The sequence below is a fragment of the Streptomyces sp. NPDC002809 genome (assembly GCF_040295435.1).
Lineage (GTDB): Bacteria > Actinomycetota > Actinomycetes > Streptomycetales > Streptomycetaceae > Streptomyces.
The window spans coordinates 210,387-226,631 of the sequence record NZ_JBEOVJ010000003.1 but is presented as its reverse complement, the minus strand read 5'-3'; the positions used below and the strand labels follow the sequence as shown (position 1 = coordinate 226,631).

General features: G+C 71.1%; 15 protein-coding genes. 11 read left to right on the top strand and 4 right to left on the bottom strand.

The features are described from left to right. Nucleotides 1-76: 76 nt before the first annotated feature. Nucleotides 77-283 (bottom strand): acyl-CoA carboxylase subunit epsilon, encoded by a 207-nt coding sequence (locus ABT025_RS03500; protein WP_350989351.1) that lies wholly within the window; start codon nt 281-283, stop codon nt 77-79. A 14-nt stretch (nt 284-297) separates the two neighbouring features. Further along, nucleotides 298-1,881, bottom strand: coding sequence for an acyl-CoA carboxylase subunit beta (locus ABT025_RS03495; RefSeq protein WP_350989349.1), 1,584 nt, complete (start codon nt 1,879-1,881; stop codon nt 298-300). Nucleotides 1,882-2,038: 157 nt separating this feature from the next. Here ABT025_RS03495 and ABT025_RS03490 point away from each other — a divergent pair, with 157 nt between their 5' ends. From ABT025_RS03490 to hutH, 5 genes are all read left to right on the top strand, one after another. Next, nucleotides 2,039-2,902 carry a biotin--[acetyl-CoA-carboxylase] ligase gene (locus ABT025_RS03490; RefSeq protein WP_350989345.1) on the top strand — a complete coding sequence of 288 codons (864 nt, stop codon included), beginning with the start codon at nt 2,039-2,041 and terminating at the stop codon, nt 2,900-2,902. A gap of 194 nt (nt 2,903-3,096) precedes the next feature. After that, complete coding sequence (locus tag ABT025_RS03485; RefSeq protein ID WP_350989343.1) at nt 3,097-4,278, top strand: adenylate/guanylate cyclase domain-containing protein; 1,182 nt, start codon at nt 3,097-3,099, stop codon at nt 4,276-4,278. Nucleotides 4,279-4,560: 282 nt separating this feature from the next. Further along, nucleotides 4,561-5,373, top strand: a complete 813-nt coding sequence (locus ABT025_RS03480; RefSeq protein WP_350989341.1) for an enoyl-CoA hydratase/isomerase family protein — start codon at nt 4,561-4,563, stop codon at nt 5,371-5,373. Between the two features lie 96 nt (nt 5,374-5,469). Then, entirely contained in the window at nt 5,470-6,684 is a 1,215-nt protein-coding gene (locus ABT025_RS03475; RefSeq protein WP_350989339.1) for a GGDEF domain-containing protein, read from the top strand. 35 nt (nt 6,685-6,719) lie between these two features. Continuing rightward, nucleotides 6,720-8,270, top strand: coding sequence for a histidine ammonia-lyase (gene hutH / locus ABT025_RS03470; RefSeq protein ID WP_350989337.1), 1,551 nt, complete (start codon nt 6,720-6,722; stop codon nt 8,268-8,270). Nucleotides 8,271-8,337: 67 nt separating this feature from the next. Here hutH and ABT025_RS03465 read toward each other — a convergent pair whose 3' ends face one another. Then, a complete protein-coding gene (locus tag ABT025_RS03465) occupies nt 8,338-8,625 on the bottom strand; it encodes an LPXTG cell wall anchor domain-containing protein (protein ID WP_350989335.1) in 288 nt (95 codons plus the stop codon). A 330-nt stretch (nt 8,626-8,955) separates the two neighbouring features. Here ABT025_RS03465 and ABT025_RS03460 point away from each other — a divergent pair, with 330 nt between their 5' ends. From ABT025_RS03460 to ABT025_RS03445, 4 genes are all read left to right on the top strand, one after another. Next, a complete protein-coding gene (locus ABT025_RS03460) occupies nt 8,956-9,357 on the top strand; it encodes a hypothetical protein (protein ID WP_350989333.1) in 402 nt (133 codons plus the stop codon). Between the two features lie 285 nt (nt 9,358-9,642). Continuing rightward, nucleotides 9,643-10,911 carry a L,D-transpeptidase gene (locus ABT025_RS03455; RefSeq protein WP_350989331.1) on the top strand — a complete coding sequence of 423 codons (1,269 nt, stop codon included), beginning with the start codon at nt 9,643-9,645 and terminating at the stop codon, nt 10,909-10,911. 176 nt (nt 10,912-11,087) lie between these two features. Further along, entirely contained in the window at nt 11,088-12,539 is a 1,452-nt protein-coding gene (locus ABT025_RS03450) for an ABC transporter permease (protein WP_350989329.1), read from the top strand. A 111-nt stretch (nt 12,540-12,650) separates the two neighbouring features. Next, nucleotides 12,651-13,334, top strand: a complete 684-nt coding sequence (locus ABT025_RS03445; RefSeq protein WP_350989327.1) for an ABC transporter ATP-binding protein — start codon at nt 12,651-12,653, stop codon at nt 13,332-13,334. Nucleotides 13,335-13,390: 56 nt separating this feature from the next. Here the strand turns inward: ABT025_RS03445 and ABT025_RS03440 are convergent, their stop codons facing one another. Next, nucleotides 13,391-13,876: an RDD family protein gene (locus tag ABT025_RS03440; protein ID WP_350989431.1), complete on the bottom strand. Its 486-nt coding sequence runs from the start codon at nt 13,874-13,876 to the stop codon at nt 13,391-13,393. A 372-nt stretch (nt 13,877-14,248) separates the two neighbouring features. Here ABT025_RS03440 and ABT025_RS03435 point away from each other — a divergent pair, with 372 nt between their 5' ends. Further along, nucleotides 14,249-14,419, top strand: a complete 171-nt coding sequence (locus tag ABT025_RS03435; protein ID WP_350989325.1) for a hypothetical protein — start codon at nt 14,249-14,251, stop codon at nt 14,417-14,419. A gap of 348 nt (nt 14,420-14,767) precedes the next feature. Beyond that, nucleotides 14,768-16,144 (top strand): NADP-specific glutamate dehydrogenase, encoded by a 1,377-nt coding sequence (gdhA, locus tag ABT025_RS03430; RefSeq protein ID WP_350989323.1) that lies wholly within the window; start codon nt 14,768-14,770, stop codon nt 16,142-16,144. Nucleotides 16,145-16,245 lie beyond the last annotated feature (101 nt).

Below are 16,245 nucleotides of genomic sequence, written 5' to 3'. Positions count from 1 at the left end.
TACGGACCAGATCCTTCCGGTGCACGCCGGAGGCCCGGACCCACAAGGGATCCGGGCCTCCGGCGACACTCCGTGACTAACCGGGCCAGTACGTACGCGCCCAGGCGCGCGGCCCCGGCAGATGGCGTCCGCGCCGGGCCAGACGGCCCGGGTCGGACCACTGTGCGGGCAGCTCCGGTGCACCGGACGACACGGCGGCCGCCGCGGCGGCGCGCGCCTGGACCACCGCCAGGGCGGCGGCCAGCTCCTCCGGGGTCGGGTTGCCCCTTACGACCTTGATCATGGCCAGGACCCTTTCTAGAGGGGGATGTTGCCGTGCTTCTTCGGGGGCAGCGACTCCCGCTTCGTCCGCAGCTGCCGCAGCCCCTTGACCACCTGCGCCCGGGTCTCGTGCGGCATGATCACCGCGTCGACGTAACCGCGCTCGGCCGCCACGTACGGGTTCAGGAGCGCGTCCTCGTAGTCCGCCATCAGTTCGGCGCGGGTCGCCTCCTGGTCCTCGGCGGCGGCGATCGTACGGCGGTGCAGGATGTTGACGGCGCCCTGGGCGCCCATGACGGCGATCTGGGCGGTCGGCCAGGCGACGTTGATGTCGGCGCCCAGGTGCTTGGAGCCCATGACGTCGTACGCGCCGCCGAACGCCTTGCGGGTGATCACCGTGATCAGCGGGACGGTCGCCTCCGCGTACGCGTAGATCAGCTTGGCGCCGCGGCGGATGATGCCGCCGTACTCCTGGTCGACACCCGGCAGGAAGCCCGGCACGTCGACGAAGGTCAGCACGGGCACGTTGAACGCGTCGCACGTGCGGACGAACCGTGCGGCCTTCTCGCTCGCGTTGATGTCCAGGCAACCGGCGAACTGCATCGGCTGGTTGGCGACGATGCCGACCGGATGGCCCTCCACCCGGCCGAAGCCGGTGAGGATGTTCGGCGCGAACAGGGCCTGGGTCTCCAGGAACTCGCCGTCGTCCAGCACGTGCTCGATCGCGGTGTGCATGTCGTACGGCTGGTTCGCCGAGTCCGGGATGAGCGTGTCGAGCTCGCGGTCCTCGTCGCTGACCGCCAGGTCAGCCTCCTCCGGGAAGGCCGGGGCCTCGGAGAGGTTGTTCGACGGCAGGTACGACAGCAGCGACTTGACGTACTCGATGGCGTCCTTCTCGTCACCCGCCATGTGGTGCGCCACACCCGAGGTGGTGTTGTGCGTACGGGCACCGCCGAGCTCCTCGAAGCCGACGTCCTCACCGGTGACCGTCTTGATGACGTCGGGTCCCGTGATGAACATGTGCGAGGTCTGGTCGACCATGACCGTGAAGTCGGTGATCGCGGGGGAGTAGACCGCGCCGCCCGCGCACGGTCCGACGATCAGCGAGATCTGCGGGACGACACCCGAGGCGTGCACGTTGCGGCGGAAGATCTCCGCGAAGAGGCCCAGCGCCGCGACACCCTCCTGGATGCGGGCACCGCCGCCGTCGTTGATGCCGATGACCGGACAGCCGGTCTTCAGCGCGAAGTCCATCACCTTGACGATCTTCTCACCGTAGACCTCGCCGAGCGAGCCGCCGAAGATGGTGAAGTCCTGCGAGTAGACGCAGACGGGACGGCCGTCGACCGTGCCGTACCCGGTGACGACACCGTCTCCGTACGGCCGGTTCTTCTCGATCCCGAAGTTCGTCGACCGGTGCCGGGCGAACTCGTCCAGCTCCACGAAGGAACCCTCGTCGAGCAGGAGATCGACGCGCTCGCGCGCGGTCAACTTGCCCTTCGCGTGCTGCTTTTCCACCGCGCGTGCGGAGCCCGCGTGGGTCGCCTCGTCGATACGGCGCTGCAGGTCCGCGAGCTTGCCCGCGGTGGTGTGGATGTCGATCTCTTCCGGCTCGGACATCGGGTGGCGGCTCCCTGCCTGGTCACGGGGACGACTGTGCTGCTGATCAGCGGATGAAGGGCTGACGGCACGCAGCACCGAACGGCTACTGCCCCGTAGCGTATCGGCGCGGATACGGTTCGGCAGTGCGTCGTTTGACACACCTAGGCTGGGTTGCATGACACCTTCGGATGCGCCACAGAGCCGTTGGTCGGACCTGGACCGGCCGCCCCTGAACGTCCCCGCGCTGCGCCGCGGACTGCTGGTACCGGGCGGGCTGTGGACCGCTCTCGACGTCGTCGCCGCCACCGGCTCCACCAACTCCGATCTCGCGGGCCGCGCGGCCTCCCTCGCCGAGGGCACCGTCCTGGTCGCCGAGGAGCAGACCGCCGGCCGGGGCCGCCTGGACCGCACCTGGACGGCGCCGGCCCGCTCCGGCCTGTTCTTCTCCGTCTACCTGACGCCGGGCCCGGTTCCCGTGCAGCGGTGGGGCTGGCTTCCGCTCCTCGCCGGGGTCGCGGCGGCGACCGGCCTGGCGCGGGCGGCGGGCGTCGACACGGCGCTGAAGTGGCCCAACGACCTGCTGGTCACGGTCGACGGGGAGGAGCGCAAGACGGGCGGCATCCTCGCCGAGCGGGCCGGCGACGGCGTCGTCATCGGCATCGGCCTCAACGTCTCCCTGCGGGCCGACGAGCTGCCCGCCCCCACCGCCGCCTCGCTCGCCCTCGCCGGAGCGGTCTCCACCGACCGCGAGACACTGCTGCGGGGCGTACTGCGCTCACTGGAGCACTGGTACGGACAGTGGCGCGCGGCCGACGGCGACGCGGCCGCCGGCGGGCTCCAGGAGGCGTACGCGGCGGGCTGCGCGACGCTCGGCCGGAAGGTGCGGGCCCAGCTGCCAGGCAACCGGACGCTCACCGGTGAGGCGGTGGCGATCGACGGGGACGGCCGGCTGGTCCTGTCCTCGGACGACGGACTGCGGAAGCCGGTATCGGCGGGTGACATCGTGCACCTGCGCGGTGCGGAGGGCGGACTGACCTGAGGGCCGCCCGCGGCGCGGATACCGTCCGGTGACGTCCGGGGACCCCGTTCGGATCAGGCCGGGCTCCCGCGGTACGGCATGATCCGAACGAAACGCCCTGGACGACGTGAGGTAGGGCACACCTGCCGTATCGTTGAGGCGATCCACCGACAGATCGGCAGGGCAGTGCGCAGGGAACGGGCAGGAGGCGGCTGGTGACCGTCGACGACACGACCTCCGGCGCGGGCGAAGAGCCCCCGTCGGACTCCTCGGTCCACGCGACACCGCATCACGAAGTCGACCACACGGCCGAACCGACCGACGATCCCCTGGCGATCCGGCTGGAACAGCTGATCCTGGGGGCCGACCGGCGCTACACCCCGTTCCAGGCCGCCCGCACCGCGGGCGTCTCCATGGATCTGGCGTCCCGGTTCTGGCGGGCCATGGGATTCGCCGACATCGGCCAGGCCAAGGCGCTGACCGAGGCCGACGTGCTGGCTCTGCGGCGGCTGTCCGGTCTGGTCGAGGCGGGGCTGCTCAGCGAGCCGATGGCGATCCAGGTGGCCCGGTCGACCGGGCAGACCACCGCCCGGCTGGCGGAATGGCAGATCGATTCCTTCCTGGAGGGCCTCACCGAGCCGCCCGAGCCGGGAATGACCCGTACCGAGGTCACGTACCCCCTGATCGAACTGCTCCTGCCGGAGCTGGAGGAGTTCCTGGTGTACGTGTGGCGGCGCCAGCTCGCCGCCGCCACCGGCCGGGTCGTGCAGGCCGCGGACGACGAGGAGATGGTGGACCGGCGCCTGGCCGTCGGCTTCGCCGACCTCGTCGGGTTCACCCGGCTCACCCGTCGCCTGGAGGAGGAGGAGCTCGGCGAACTCGTCGAGTCCTTCGAGACCACCTGCGCCGACCTCGTCGCCGCGCACGGCGGCCGGCTGATCAAGACCCTGGGTGACGAGGTCCTCTTCGCAGCCGACGACGCGGGCACCGCGTCCGAGATCGCGCTGCGCCTCATCGAGGCGATGACCCTGGACGAGACGATGCCGGCGCTGCGCGTCGGCATCGCGTTCGGCACCGTCACCACCCGGATGGGCGATGTCTTCGGCACCACGGTGAACCTCGCCAGCCGGCTGACCTCGATAGCGCCGAAGGACGCCGTCCTGGTGGACGGGGCGTTCGCCAAGGAGCTGACCCGTACCGGCGACGCCCCCGTCTCCGAGGCCCGGGCCGCGGAGGAGGCCGCGGCCGCCGCGCGCGCCGAGAAGGAGGGCGTGGACGGCGAGGAGCCGGCTCCCGCACCCAGGTACCGCTACGGGCTGCAGCCGATGTGGCAGCGCCCGGTGCGTGGCCTGGGCATCGTCGAACCGTGGCTGCTGGCCCGTCGCGGCACGTCCTGACCGGTCCCGGGTCGCCGGGCCGGCTTGTCGTGGCAGTCCCCGGGTCGGCGGGCCGACGTGTGCTGAGGGATCCCTGATTGCCCGGCCGGGCGCGTTCCGACCGGTCCCCGGTCGGCGGGGCGGCTTGTCGTGACAGTTCCCGGGTCGGCGGGCCGAGTGCCCTGGCCGGTCCCCGATTGCCCGGCCGGTGCCTTCTGACCGGCTCGACAGCCCACTGCCCTCCCGCCCGGGGAGAGCTCTAGGATCCCTCCGGTAACGCTCGTTAACCGGAGGGGTGCAGTCATGACCGTCACGTCCGAGCAGCGGTTCGGGGAGTTCGTCGTCGTACGGGGCCACGAGGGCCTGGAACACGTTGCCGAGCTGGTTCTCGACCGGCCCAAGGCGATGAACGCCGTGTCCACGGACATGGCGCGCTCGATCGGCGCAGCCTGTGCCGCGCTCGCCGCCGACCCGGACGTCCGGGTCACCGTCCTCACCTCCAGCCATGAGCGGGCCTTCTGCGTCGGCGCGGACCTCAAGGAGCGCAACTCCTTCACCGACGCGGACCTGGTGCGCCAGCGGCCCACGGCACGCGCCGCCTACACCGGGGTCCTCGAACTGCCGATGCCGACGATCGCCGCGGTGCACGGCTTCGCGCTCGGCGGCGGGTTCGAGCTGGCCCTGTCCTGCGACCTGATCGTCGCCGACCGGACGGCCCTGGTGGGCCTCCCCGAGGTCTCGGTCGGGGTCATCCCGGGCGGTGGCGGCACCCAGCTGCTGCCGCGCCGGATCGGAGCGGCGCGCGCCGCCGAGCTGATCTTCACCGCCCGCCGGGTGGAGGCGGCCGAGGCGCGGGAGCTGGGGCTGGTCGACGAGCTGGTGGCGGAGGGCGAGGACCGGGCCGAGGCGCTCGCGCTGGCCGGCCGGATCGCGGCGAACTCCCCGGTGGGGCTGCGGGCGGCCAAGCGGGCGCTGCGGCTCGGCCACGGGCTCGATCTGCGGGCCGGCCTCGAGGTCGAGGACTCCGCGTGGCGGGCGGTGGCCTTCTCCGGCGACCGGGCGGAGGGCGTGGCGGCGTTCAACGAGAAGCGGAAGGCGAACTGGCCCGGGGAATGACACGAACATGACTCTGGGTGTCTGATCTGCGACGCACCGCGCATAAGTCGAGCCCTGAACTGATCAAATCACCGCAAATCTACATAAGCTGGTGCGATGGGTGGTGATGATGCGCGGCTGCGGGCCGTGGTTTCGCTTGCGCAGGCGATGGCGGCGGCGCACACCCCGCGGGGGTGCTGGCGAGCGGCCGCGCTGGGGGCGTGCGAGGCGTTGGGCGGCAGCTTCGCCGCGTTGTCGGTCTGGGAGCGCGGGCGCGGGCGGCTGCGGGTGCTGGTCAACGCGGGCGAGCGGGCCGAGGGGGAGGAGGAGTTCCCCGACGAGGAGACGTACCCGGTGCATCAGTTCCCGGAGATCACCGAGTTCCTGCATGAGCGGTGGGCCGGGGGCGGTGAGCCGGACGCCTGGGTGGAGACGGCCGACGGTCCCTTGGAGCCGGAGTCCGGGGGCGCGGGTGTGCAGGGGGTGCACGGTTACGGGCGCGCCTACTGCCATCAGCGGGTGGCGGCGCTGCGCCGGCGCGGGCGCGGCTGCTGCGTGGTCGCGCCGATTGTGCTGCACGGGCGGGCCTGGGGTGAGCTCTATGTGGCGCGACCGGTGGGGGAGTCGGTGTTCGGCCGTCGGGACGCGGACTTCGCCACCGTGCTGGCCGCCGTCGTGGCTGCCGGGATCTCCCAGACGGAGCGCCTGGAGGAGGTGCGCAAGCTCGCCTTCACCGATCCGCTGACCGGCCTCGCCAACCGGCGGGCGGTCGACATGCGGCTGGACGAGGCGGTGGAGCGGCACCGGGAGGACGGTTCGGTGGTGAGCCTGGTCGTCTGCGATCTGAACGGCCTGAAGTGGGTCAACGACACGCACGGGCATGCCGTCGGCGACCGGCTGCTGGAACGTTTCGGCTCCGTCCTGTCCCGGTGCGGGGCCATGCTGCCGGGGGCGCTGGCGGCCCGGCTCGGCGGGGACGAGTTCTGTTTGCTGGCCCTGGGCCCCGGGGCGGACGAGGTGATCGCGGTGGCCACGGAGCTCTGCGAGCGGGCCGCCGAGCTGGAGTTCGGCAACGGGGTCGCCTGCGGGATCGCGTCCACCGGGGACCCGATCGGTCCGGTGGTCTCCGCGCGGCGGCTCTTCCGCCTCGCGGACGCGGCCCAGTACCGGGCGAAGGCGGCCCGCTCCGTGAAGCCCGTGGTGGCGGGGCGTGACGGCGAGGTCATCCGGCTCGCCGACTCCCCGCCCAAGTCCGCCCACGACCGTCGCCGCCTGCGGGGAGCCGTCCCGGAAGTGACGGATGAGGTAAGGGGTCAACCCGGCGACCACTAGTGACATGAAGGGTTTCAGTCCGTACGCTTCTGAATATGGATATGCATACAGTCGTGGTGGGGACGTCCGGTACCACCGCTCAGGACGTCATCGCCGTGGCCCGCGGCAACGCCCGTGTCGAGCTCTCCGCGGCCGCGGTGAGCGCCCTGGCCGCCGCCCGCGAGATCGTCGACGCGCTCGCCGCCAAGCCCGAGCCGGTCTACGGCGTCTCCACCGGGTTCGGCGCCCTGGCCAGCCGCCACATCGGCCCGGAGCTCCGCGCTCAGCTCCAGCGCAACATCGTCCGCTCGCACGCGGCCGGCATGGGCCCGCGGGTCGAGCGCGAGGTCGTCAGGGCGCTGATGTTCCTCCGGCTGAAGACGGTCGCCTCCGGACACACGGGCGTGCGGCCCGAGGTCGCCCGGACCATGGCGGACGTACTCAACGCCGGGATCACACCCGTCGTTCACGAGTACGGTTCCCTCGGCTGCTCCGGTGACCTGGCACCGCTCTCGCACTGCGCCCTGACCCTCATGGGTGAAGGCGACGCGGAGGGCCCCGACGGGACCGTCCGCCCGGCCGGTGAGCTCCTCGCCGCCCACGGCATCACCCCGGTCGAGCTCCGAGAGAAGGAGGGCCTCGCCCTCCTCAACGGCACCGACGGCATGCTCGGCATGCTCGTGATGGCCCTCGCCGACCTGCGCAGCCTCTACACCTCGGCCGACATCACCGCGGCCCTCTCCCTGGAGGCACTGCTCGGCACGGACAAGGTCCTCGCCCCCGAGCTGCACGCCATCCGCCCGCACCCCGGCCAGGGCGCCAGCGCCGACAACATGCTGCGGGTGCTCGCCGGTTCGGGTCTGACCGGTCACCACCAGGACGACGCGCCGCGCGTCCAGGACGCCTACTCCGTGCGCTGCGCGCCCCAGGTCAACGGCGCGGGCCGCGACACCCTCGCGTACGCCGCGACCGTCGCCGACCGCGAACTGGCCTCCTCCGTCGACAACCCGGTGGTGCTCCCCGACGGGCGGGTCGAGTCCAACGGCAACTTCCACGGGGCGCCGGTCGCGTACGTCCTGGACTTCCTGGCCATCGTCGCCGCCGACCTCGGTTCGATCACCGAGCGCCGCACCGACCGGCTGCTGGACAAGAACCGTTCGCACGGGCTGCCGCCGTTCCTCGCCGACGACGCCGGTGTCGACTCCGGCCTGATGATCGCCCAGTACACCCAGGCCGCCCTGGTCAGCGAGATGAAGCGGCTCGCCGTCCCCGCCTCCGCCGACTCGATCCCGTCCTCCGCGATGCAGGAGGACCACGTGTCGATGGGCTGGTCGGCCGCGCGCAAGCTCCGTACCGCCGTCGACAACCTCGCGCGGATCGTCGCCGTCGAGCTGTACGCGGCGACCCGCGCCGTCGAGCTGCGCGCCGCGCAGGGTCTGACCCCGGCCCCCGCCTCGCTCGCCGCCATCGAGGCGCTGCGGGCGGCGGGCGTCGAGGGCCCCGGCCCGGACCGCTTCCTGTCGCCGGACCTGGCCGCGGCGGACGCCTTCGTCCGGGCGGGCAAGCTCGTCGCGGCGGTCGAGCCGGTCACGGGTCCGCTGGCCTGACCACGGCCGCATACGCGCGGCAGCGGCCACCGGGCGGACCCGGTGGCCGCTGCCGCGTATGCGGCCCTCAGAGGGCCGGCTGCGGACCTCCGCGACGGCCCGAGTAGGCGACGAAGCCGGCCCCGATGCCCAGAAGTGCCATGCCGCCGACGAGATAGGGCGTCGTGTCGATCCCCGTCCCGGTCTCGGCGAGCGTGGTGGGGCCCAGCTCCGAACCGGATGCGGCGGCGCTGTGGCCCGTCGTGTCCGGTGGGGGAGCCGCATCGCCCGCGTTGGCGGACGGGACGAACCACAAGGCGCACAACAGCGTTCCCGCGGCGGTGGCGGTCATGAGCGGGCGGCGGGTGATGGCCACGGAATCGATCCCCCTCGGGGCAGCCGTAAGAGAGAGGGCTCCCCGAATGCCGGGGCCCCTCAGGCCTGTTGCACCGATGCTAATGAACGCAGCGGGTCGCGGGAAAGCCGTGGAGGCCGGGAGTTCGGGCCGGCCGTCACAGGGGGCGGCTCCGCGCGCCTGTGCACGCGCGTCCGCGGCGCCGCCGCCGATCAGCAACTCCCCCACGGCCCCGAAGGCGTGGCGGGGAACCCCTTCGCTTCGCCTCGGTCCTCCGCGCTGCGGCTGCACGCACCCGGGCCCGCTCCTTCTTCCGCCCTCCATGTGCCGGTCTGCCTTACGCTCCGCAGCATGAGCACTTCTGAGTCATCACGATTCGTTCGCCTTCGTGTCGAAATGGTGGTGGAGATCACGGACGCCGACGCCCTGAGCGGGACCGCGCTGGAAAGCCTCGCGGCCGAGTACGGGGAGCCCGGCGGCGAGTCCGCCGAAGAACGTACGCATGCCGAGACCGCGGTACGGGAAGACGGTGCGGAGGCCCTCGCCTCGCTGATCGACCCGTTCGACCTGGTCGGGGAGGTGCCCGGGGTCGAGCTGGCGCAGGCCTCCTGGAGCAGCGAGACCATCGACTACGACCCGGACGACCCGGACGGATGGGATCTCGATGACGACCAGGACGACGACGGCGACGAGAGCACCTCCGGCGTCCCGCACAATGGGGAGAAGGACGGCAGCACGGAACGGCGGGTCTAGCGGGTGGGAACACCGGCCCCGGCCCGCTTCCGGCGGGCCGGGGCCGGTCTGCGTGAGCAGCCGGTGGATACGGATCCCGGACGTGCTGTACAACCGGTTCGTGTACCGGCGGACACATAGGTGATGAACAGCGGGAACCACGGCTGTCACCACCGCGTCGATGAGTGGTGTTCCCCACATCTGAGGCAGATATGGAACCGGGCACCCGTTCAGGGTGTTCTTGGAACATTGACGAGGTATCGCCGGTCGACGGCCTTGCTCGGGGTTTTGGGGATTTCGGCAACGATGGAGAAGCGTGTGATGACGGACAGCAAACGGCGCAGGGGCCTCATGGCCGCGTCCGCACTGCTCGGCGGCGTGCTGGTGCTTTCGGCCTGCAACGACGGCGGCGACAAGGGCGGCCCTAGCCCCGACAGCTCGAAGTCACAGGCGGCCGAGGTCGACAAGGCGGCGGCCGAGGAGGCCTCCGAGGCGCAGATAGCGATCTCGCCGAAGAACGGCGCGACCAACGCGAGCATCAACAACGCCGCCAAGGTCACCGTCGCCAAGGGCAAGCTGACGGTCGTCACGATGACGACGGCAGCCGGCGAGAGCGTCAAGGGCACCCTGTCCGCCGACGGCACGAGCTGGAAGCCGGACGCCCAGCTGGAGCGTTCGACCACGTACAAGATCAATGCGACGGCGCAGGACTCGAAGGGCCGCGAGGCGCACGAGAACTCCTCCTTCACCACCGTGTCGCCCGCCAACAGCTTCATCGGGAACTTCACCCCCGAGGACGGCTCGACCGTCGGCGTCGGCATGCCCGTCTCGATCAACTTCAACAAGGCGATCACCGACCAGAAGGCCGTCCAGGCCGGCATCACCGTGACGTCCAGCAGCGGCCAGCAGGTCGTCGGCCACTGGTTCAACTCCCAGCGCCTGGACCTGCGTCCCGAGGACTACTGGACGGGCGGCTCCACCGTCACGCTGAAGCTGGCGCTGGACGGCGTCGAGGGTGCGGACGGCGTGTACGGCGTGCAGCAGAAGACGGTCACCTTCAAGGTCGGCCGCAACCAGGTCTCGACCGTGGACGCCAAGACGCACATGATGACCGTCACCCAGAACGGCAAGACGATCAAGACCATCCCGATCTCGGCCGGTTCGTCGGACAACCCGACGTACAACGGCCAGATGGTGATCTCCGAGAAGTTCAAGGAGACCCGGATGGACGGTTCGACGGTCGGCTTCACCGACGACGACGGCAAGGGCGAGTACGACATCAAGGACGTGCCGCACGCCATGCGGCTGTCCACGTCGGGCACCTTCATCCACGGCAACTACTGGGGCGCCAAGTCGATCTTCGGCAGCGCCAACACCAGCCACGGCTGTGTCGGCCTCTCCGACGCCAAGGGCGCCGGCGACCCCAACGAGCCCGCCGCCTGGTTCTACAACAACTCCATGATCGGTGACGTGGTCGTCGTCAAGAACTCCCCGGACAAGACCATCCAGCCCGACAACGGCCTCAACGGCTGGAACATGAGCTGGGCCCAGTGGACGGCGGGCTCCCAGGCCTGAGCCGGCCGGCCGCTTCCCCCTCACCCCGGGCAGCACCCACCCCGTTCCGCACGCCAGGCGGCGGCACCGGATCCCCACGGATCCCGGAGTCGCCGCCTTCGGCGTACCGGGCTGTTCTCATCTCGCTCTCATCGTGGCCTTAACCCACCATCACAAGCGGTCCATAGCCTCGCGCCATGTTCTTCACCTACCTCCGGCGCGAGCTGCGCCGCCGCAGAAAGGCGGCGCTCGTCGTCGCCTCGGGGCTCGCCCTCGGCATTGCGCTGGTCATCATCGTCAGTTCGGTCTCCTCGGGCATGAGCAAGGCCCAGGACAAGGTCCTCGAATCGCTCTACGGCCTCGGTACGGACATGACCGTCACCAAGGCCGCCGCAGCCCCGGGAACCAGCACGGAACGCCCCAAGTTCGAGTTCGACGCCAAGGACAGCGACGACGAAGCGACTCAGAGCACGGACCGGGTCATGGTCCAGGGCTTCCAGACGCTCGCCTCCACCACCGTGGACAAGGTGGACAAGCAGAGCGGCGTCGCCGACGCCGTCGGCGGGCTGAGCATGACCGTCATGAAGGTGGACGGCCAGTTCAAGCGCGGTGAGTTCAAGCAGGAGGGCGGCACGACCGGGGGCACCCGGGGCGGCCCCGGCGGCGGCACCGGCCAGCCGCAGGGCGAGGTCCAGGGCGGCGGCGCCTCCTTCGACGTCAACTCCTACACGGTGTACGGCACCGACGTCACCAAGCAGGATCTCGGCCCGCTCACCTCGTCGAAGATCACCGCCGGACGTACGTTCAAGACGACCGAGACCAACGCGAAGGTGGCCGTCGTCGACGCCGCCTACGCCAAGGAGAAGAAGCTCTCGGCCGGCAAGACGGTGACCATCCACGGCACCAAGTTCACGATCGTCGGCGTCTCCACGGCCGACAGCGGTGACGCGGCAGCCAACCTCTACATCCCGCTCCAGCAGGCGCAGACCCTCGCCGACGCGAAGAACAAGGTCACCACGGTCTACGTCAAGGCCGCGGACTCGCAGCAGATCGACAGCGTCAAGGCCACCATCCAGAAGAACATCTCGGGCACCACGGTCACCACCTCCGCCGACCTCGCGGACACCGTGTCCGGTTCCCTTTCCACCGCGTCCGACCTGGCCTCCAGCGTCGGCAAGTGGCTCTCCATCGCCGTGCTCATCGCCGCCTTCCTGGTGGCGGGACTCCTCACCTCCTCCGCGGTCAGCCGCCGCGTACGGGAGTTCGGCACGCTCAAGGCGCTCGGCTGGAAGAGCGGCCGCGTCACCCGCCAGGTCATCGGCGAGGCCCTCGTCAACGGCCTGATGGGCGGCGTCCTCGGCATCGCGATCGGCCTCGCCGGCGCGTACATCGTCACCGCCGTCAGCCCCACCCTCACCGCCCAGCTCGGCTCATCGGGCAGCGGCGCGGGACGCGGCGGCGGCATGATGGGCGGCGGTCGCCAGACCGCGTCCAAGGCGCTCGACATCGCCCTGACCGCACCCGTCTCCCTCTCCACCATCCTGATCGCCGTCGGCCTGGCCGTGGCGGGCGGGCTGATCGCGGGAGCCTTCGGCGGCTGGCGCGCCTCCCGGCTGCGCCCCGCCGACGCGCTGCGCCGCGTCGAGTGACCCGCCGCGGGATGCCCGGTCGCCGGGCATCCCGCACCCCCGTCCCCGCGACCCGCGATCCACGAGGCGCTCGCCCGGGATCCGCGATCATCGGCCAGCAGGAGTTGACCCATGTACACCCTTAAAGGCGTCACCAAGCGCTACACGCGCGGCAAGTCCACCGTTCACGCGCTCGCCGGCGTCGACCTGACCATCGAGGACGGCGGCCGCCTGGTCATCCAGGGCCCCACCGGCGGCGGCAAGTCCACGCTGCTGCAGATGCTCGGCGGCCTGGACCGCCCCACCGACGGCAGCGTCGAACTCGACGGGGTGGACCTCGCGAAGCTCAGCGAGGCCAAGCTCACCAAGGTGCGCGCCGAGAACATCGGCTTCGTCTTCCAGAGCTTCAACCTCATCCCGACGCTCACCGCCCAGGAGAACGTCGAGACGGCCCTCGTCCCGCTCGGCATCAAGGCTGCCGAGCGGCGCAGACGAGCCGCCGAGGCGCTCGACTCGGTCGGACTGGGCGAACGGCTCAGCCACCTCCCCAGCGAGATGTCCGGCGGTCAGCAGCAGCGGGTCGCCATCGCCAGAGCCCTGGTCAAGCAGCCCAAGGTGCTCCTCGCCGACGAGCCCACGGGCAACCTCGACGAGTCCATGCGCGACGAGATCATGGAGGTGCTGGAGACCATGTGGAAGGAGCACGGGCTCACCTTCATCATGGTCACGCACGACAGCGCGATCGCCCGCAGGGCCCCGCGGCTGGCGACCATCCGCAAGGGCAAGGTCACCATCACGGAGAACGCCGCGGCCTGATCCGGCAGCAGCTCACCACCCCGCCCCTGACCGGCGGACCCGCCCGGGTCCGCCGGTCAGGGGCTTCCGGTTGTCCTCGGACCGGCACGCCCGGCCACGGCCCTGCGGTGCGCCGCCAGGTCGCTGCGGCGGACCTGGCGCAGCCCGGCCGGGTCGGTGCGGGCGGCGGCCTCCTCGCAGGCCGGCCGCGGACCGGGGCCGCCCCCGCCGCCGGCCCCGGCAAGACGGGCGCGGAGCCCGTACCAGGGCTGCAGCGGCAGCCAGCACAGCCCGTACAGCCAGCGCCGCGTCAGCCGCCCGGGGCCGGGGCGCCGCACATCCGGCAGGCTCACGACCCTTATCCCCATGATCAGCTTTCCCGCGCCCGCGCCCACGACCGCGGTGAGCACCACCTGATTGAGGAACGAGAGGACGAGCACCGGCCCGATCAGCAGCCCGACGACCTGGGGAACGCTCGCCGAGTCCGCGTACGGCCGGACGAGTAACCCGCCGGTGACCAGGCAGAGGTAGCAGTCGAGTCCGACAGCGAGGTAGCGGCGCATCTCACCGGCCCGGGGCGGTGTGCGCGGCACGGGCCGCTCCGCCCGTGCGGGGACGTACGGGGGTCCCGGCCGCCCATGGCCGAGCAGCGGGCCCATGGCCAACGGCGTTGCCCTGTAAGGAATATGAGGATCCCGGCCCTTGCGGTCCCCCCGCGATGTTGTCATGACGGAATCATGTCTGATCGACCGTCACCGCGGGCCCGGACCGCATACCTCCGGGACATCGGGACGCCGGCCGATGGTGTAGCCCGCTACACCATCGGTCCGGGAGGCCGGCCCCTCGTGCCGGAATCCGGCCGCTGGAAGCATCGAGGACACAGCCGGGCGAGAGTCCGGCGCACCTGCCCGACTTCCTGTTCCCGGAGGAACCCCGTGAAGCCGTTTCTGTGGACCGTGCTCGTCGCCGCACTCGTCGCGAACCTCTCGCTGAACTTCCTGGTGGACCAGGAAGGACTGCACATCGCCCTGAGCGTCGTGTCGGGCGTGGTCCTGCTCGCGTCGGCGGCGGGCCTGTGGGTGCTGCGCGGCCCGCGCGAGAGCTGAGGACGGCCGCCGCGGACCTCACAACCGCCCGCACGCCCCTGTGAGGTTCACCACTTCGGATGACGTGCGGCCCCGCCGCAACCCGGCCGATTCTCCCCGGAACCGGCCCGGGGCCGGTCGGTTGCGGCCTTCTCGCACGCGGCACGACGGGATCACCATGTGGATGCCCGTGGAGCATTGCGTCGTCCCACTGGGACACTCGATACGCCACAACGGTCCTGTACGTCGCTTTCGTGAGCACGGTATGCGTGATGTCGGGCGACGCCCTCAACGGCGAGGGGGGACCTGGTGCCCCTCGGGACGGGGGCGCCTTCGCGCATGAGCCGACCCACGGAAGGTCTTGATCAGATGACGGCCACCCCTGACTCCGCAACGCCGCACGCCGCCGAACGCGTCATCGAGCCGCTGTACGCGGAGATCCTCCGCCGCAACCAGGGCGAGAAGGAGTTCCATCAGGCCGTACGGGAGGTCCTGGAGACGCTCGGCCCGGTGCTGGCCCAGCGGCCGGAGTTCGTGGACGCCCGGATCATCGAGCGCATATGCGAGCCGGAGCGCCAGCTCATCTTCCGTGTGCCGTGGTCGGACGACTCCGGCGACATCCACGTCAACCGCGGATTCCGGGTCGAGTTCTCCAGCTCGCTCGGCCCGTACAAGGGCGGGCTGCGCTTCCACCCCTCGGTCAACCTCGGCATCGTGAAGTTCCTCGGCTTCGAGCAGATCTTCAAGAACGCCCTCACCGGCATGCCCATCGGCGGCGGCAAGGGCGGCTCCGACTTCGACCCGAAGGGCCGCTCGGACGCCGAGATCATGCGGTTCTGCCAGTCGTTCATGACCGAGCTCCACCGCCACCTCGGCGAGTACACCGACGTCCCCGCCGGTGACATCGGCGTGGGCGGCCGCGAGATCGGCTACCTCTTCGGCCAGTACAAGCGGATCACCAACCGCTACGAGTCCGGAGTCCTCACGGGCAAGGGCCTCGGCTGGGGCGGCGCCCTGGTGCGTACCGAGGCGACCGGCTACGGCTGCGTCCTGTTCACCGCCGAAATGCTCCGCAGCCGCGGTGAGTCCCTCGACGGGCAGCGCATCGTCGTCTCCGGTTCGGGCAACGTCGCGATCTACGCGATCGAGAAGGCCCAGCAGCTCGGTGCCACGGTGGTGACCTGCTCCGACTCCGACGGCTACGTCGTGGACGAGAAGGGCATCGACCTCGCCCTGCTCAAGGAGATCAAGGAGGCGGGCCGCGGCCGTGTCTCCGAGTACGCGGAACGCCGCGGCGAGCACGCCGTGTTCGTGCCCGGCACCGGCGTCTGGAACGTGCCCTGCGATGTGGCCCTGCCCTGCGCCACGCAGAACGAACTCCACGAGGCCGACGCGGTGACCCTCGTACGCAATGGTGTGAAGGCGGTCGCCGAGGGCGCCAACATGCCCACCACCCCCGAGGCCGTCCGCGTGTTCCAGGACGCCGGCGTGGCCTTCGCCCCCGGCAAGGCGGCCAACGCGGGCGGCGTGGCGACCAGCGCCCTGGAGATGCAGCAGAACGCCTCGCGCGACTCCTGGACGTTCGCCCACACGGAGGAGCGGCTCGCGGAGATCATGCGCCACATCCACGACTCCTGCTACACCACGGCGGAGCGTTACGGCAGCCCCGGCAACTACGTGGTCGGCGCCAACATCGCCGGCTTCGAGCTGGTCGCGGACGCGATGCTGGCGCAGGGACTGATCTGACCGGGTTCCCGTCGCACTCGCACGGGGCCGGGACGCGGACGCGTTCCGGCCCCGTGGTGCGTGCGGGCACGCCCGGAGCGGGTGTACGCGGTCTCGGACGA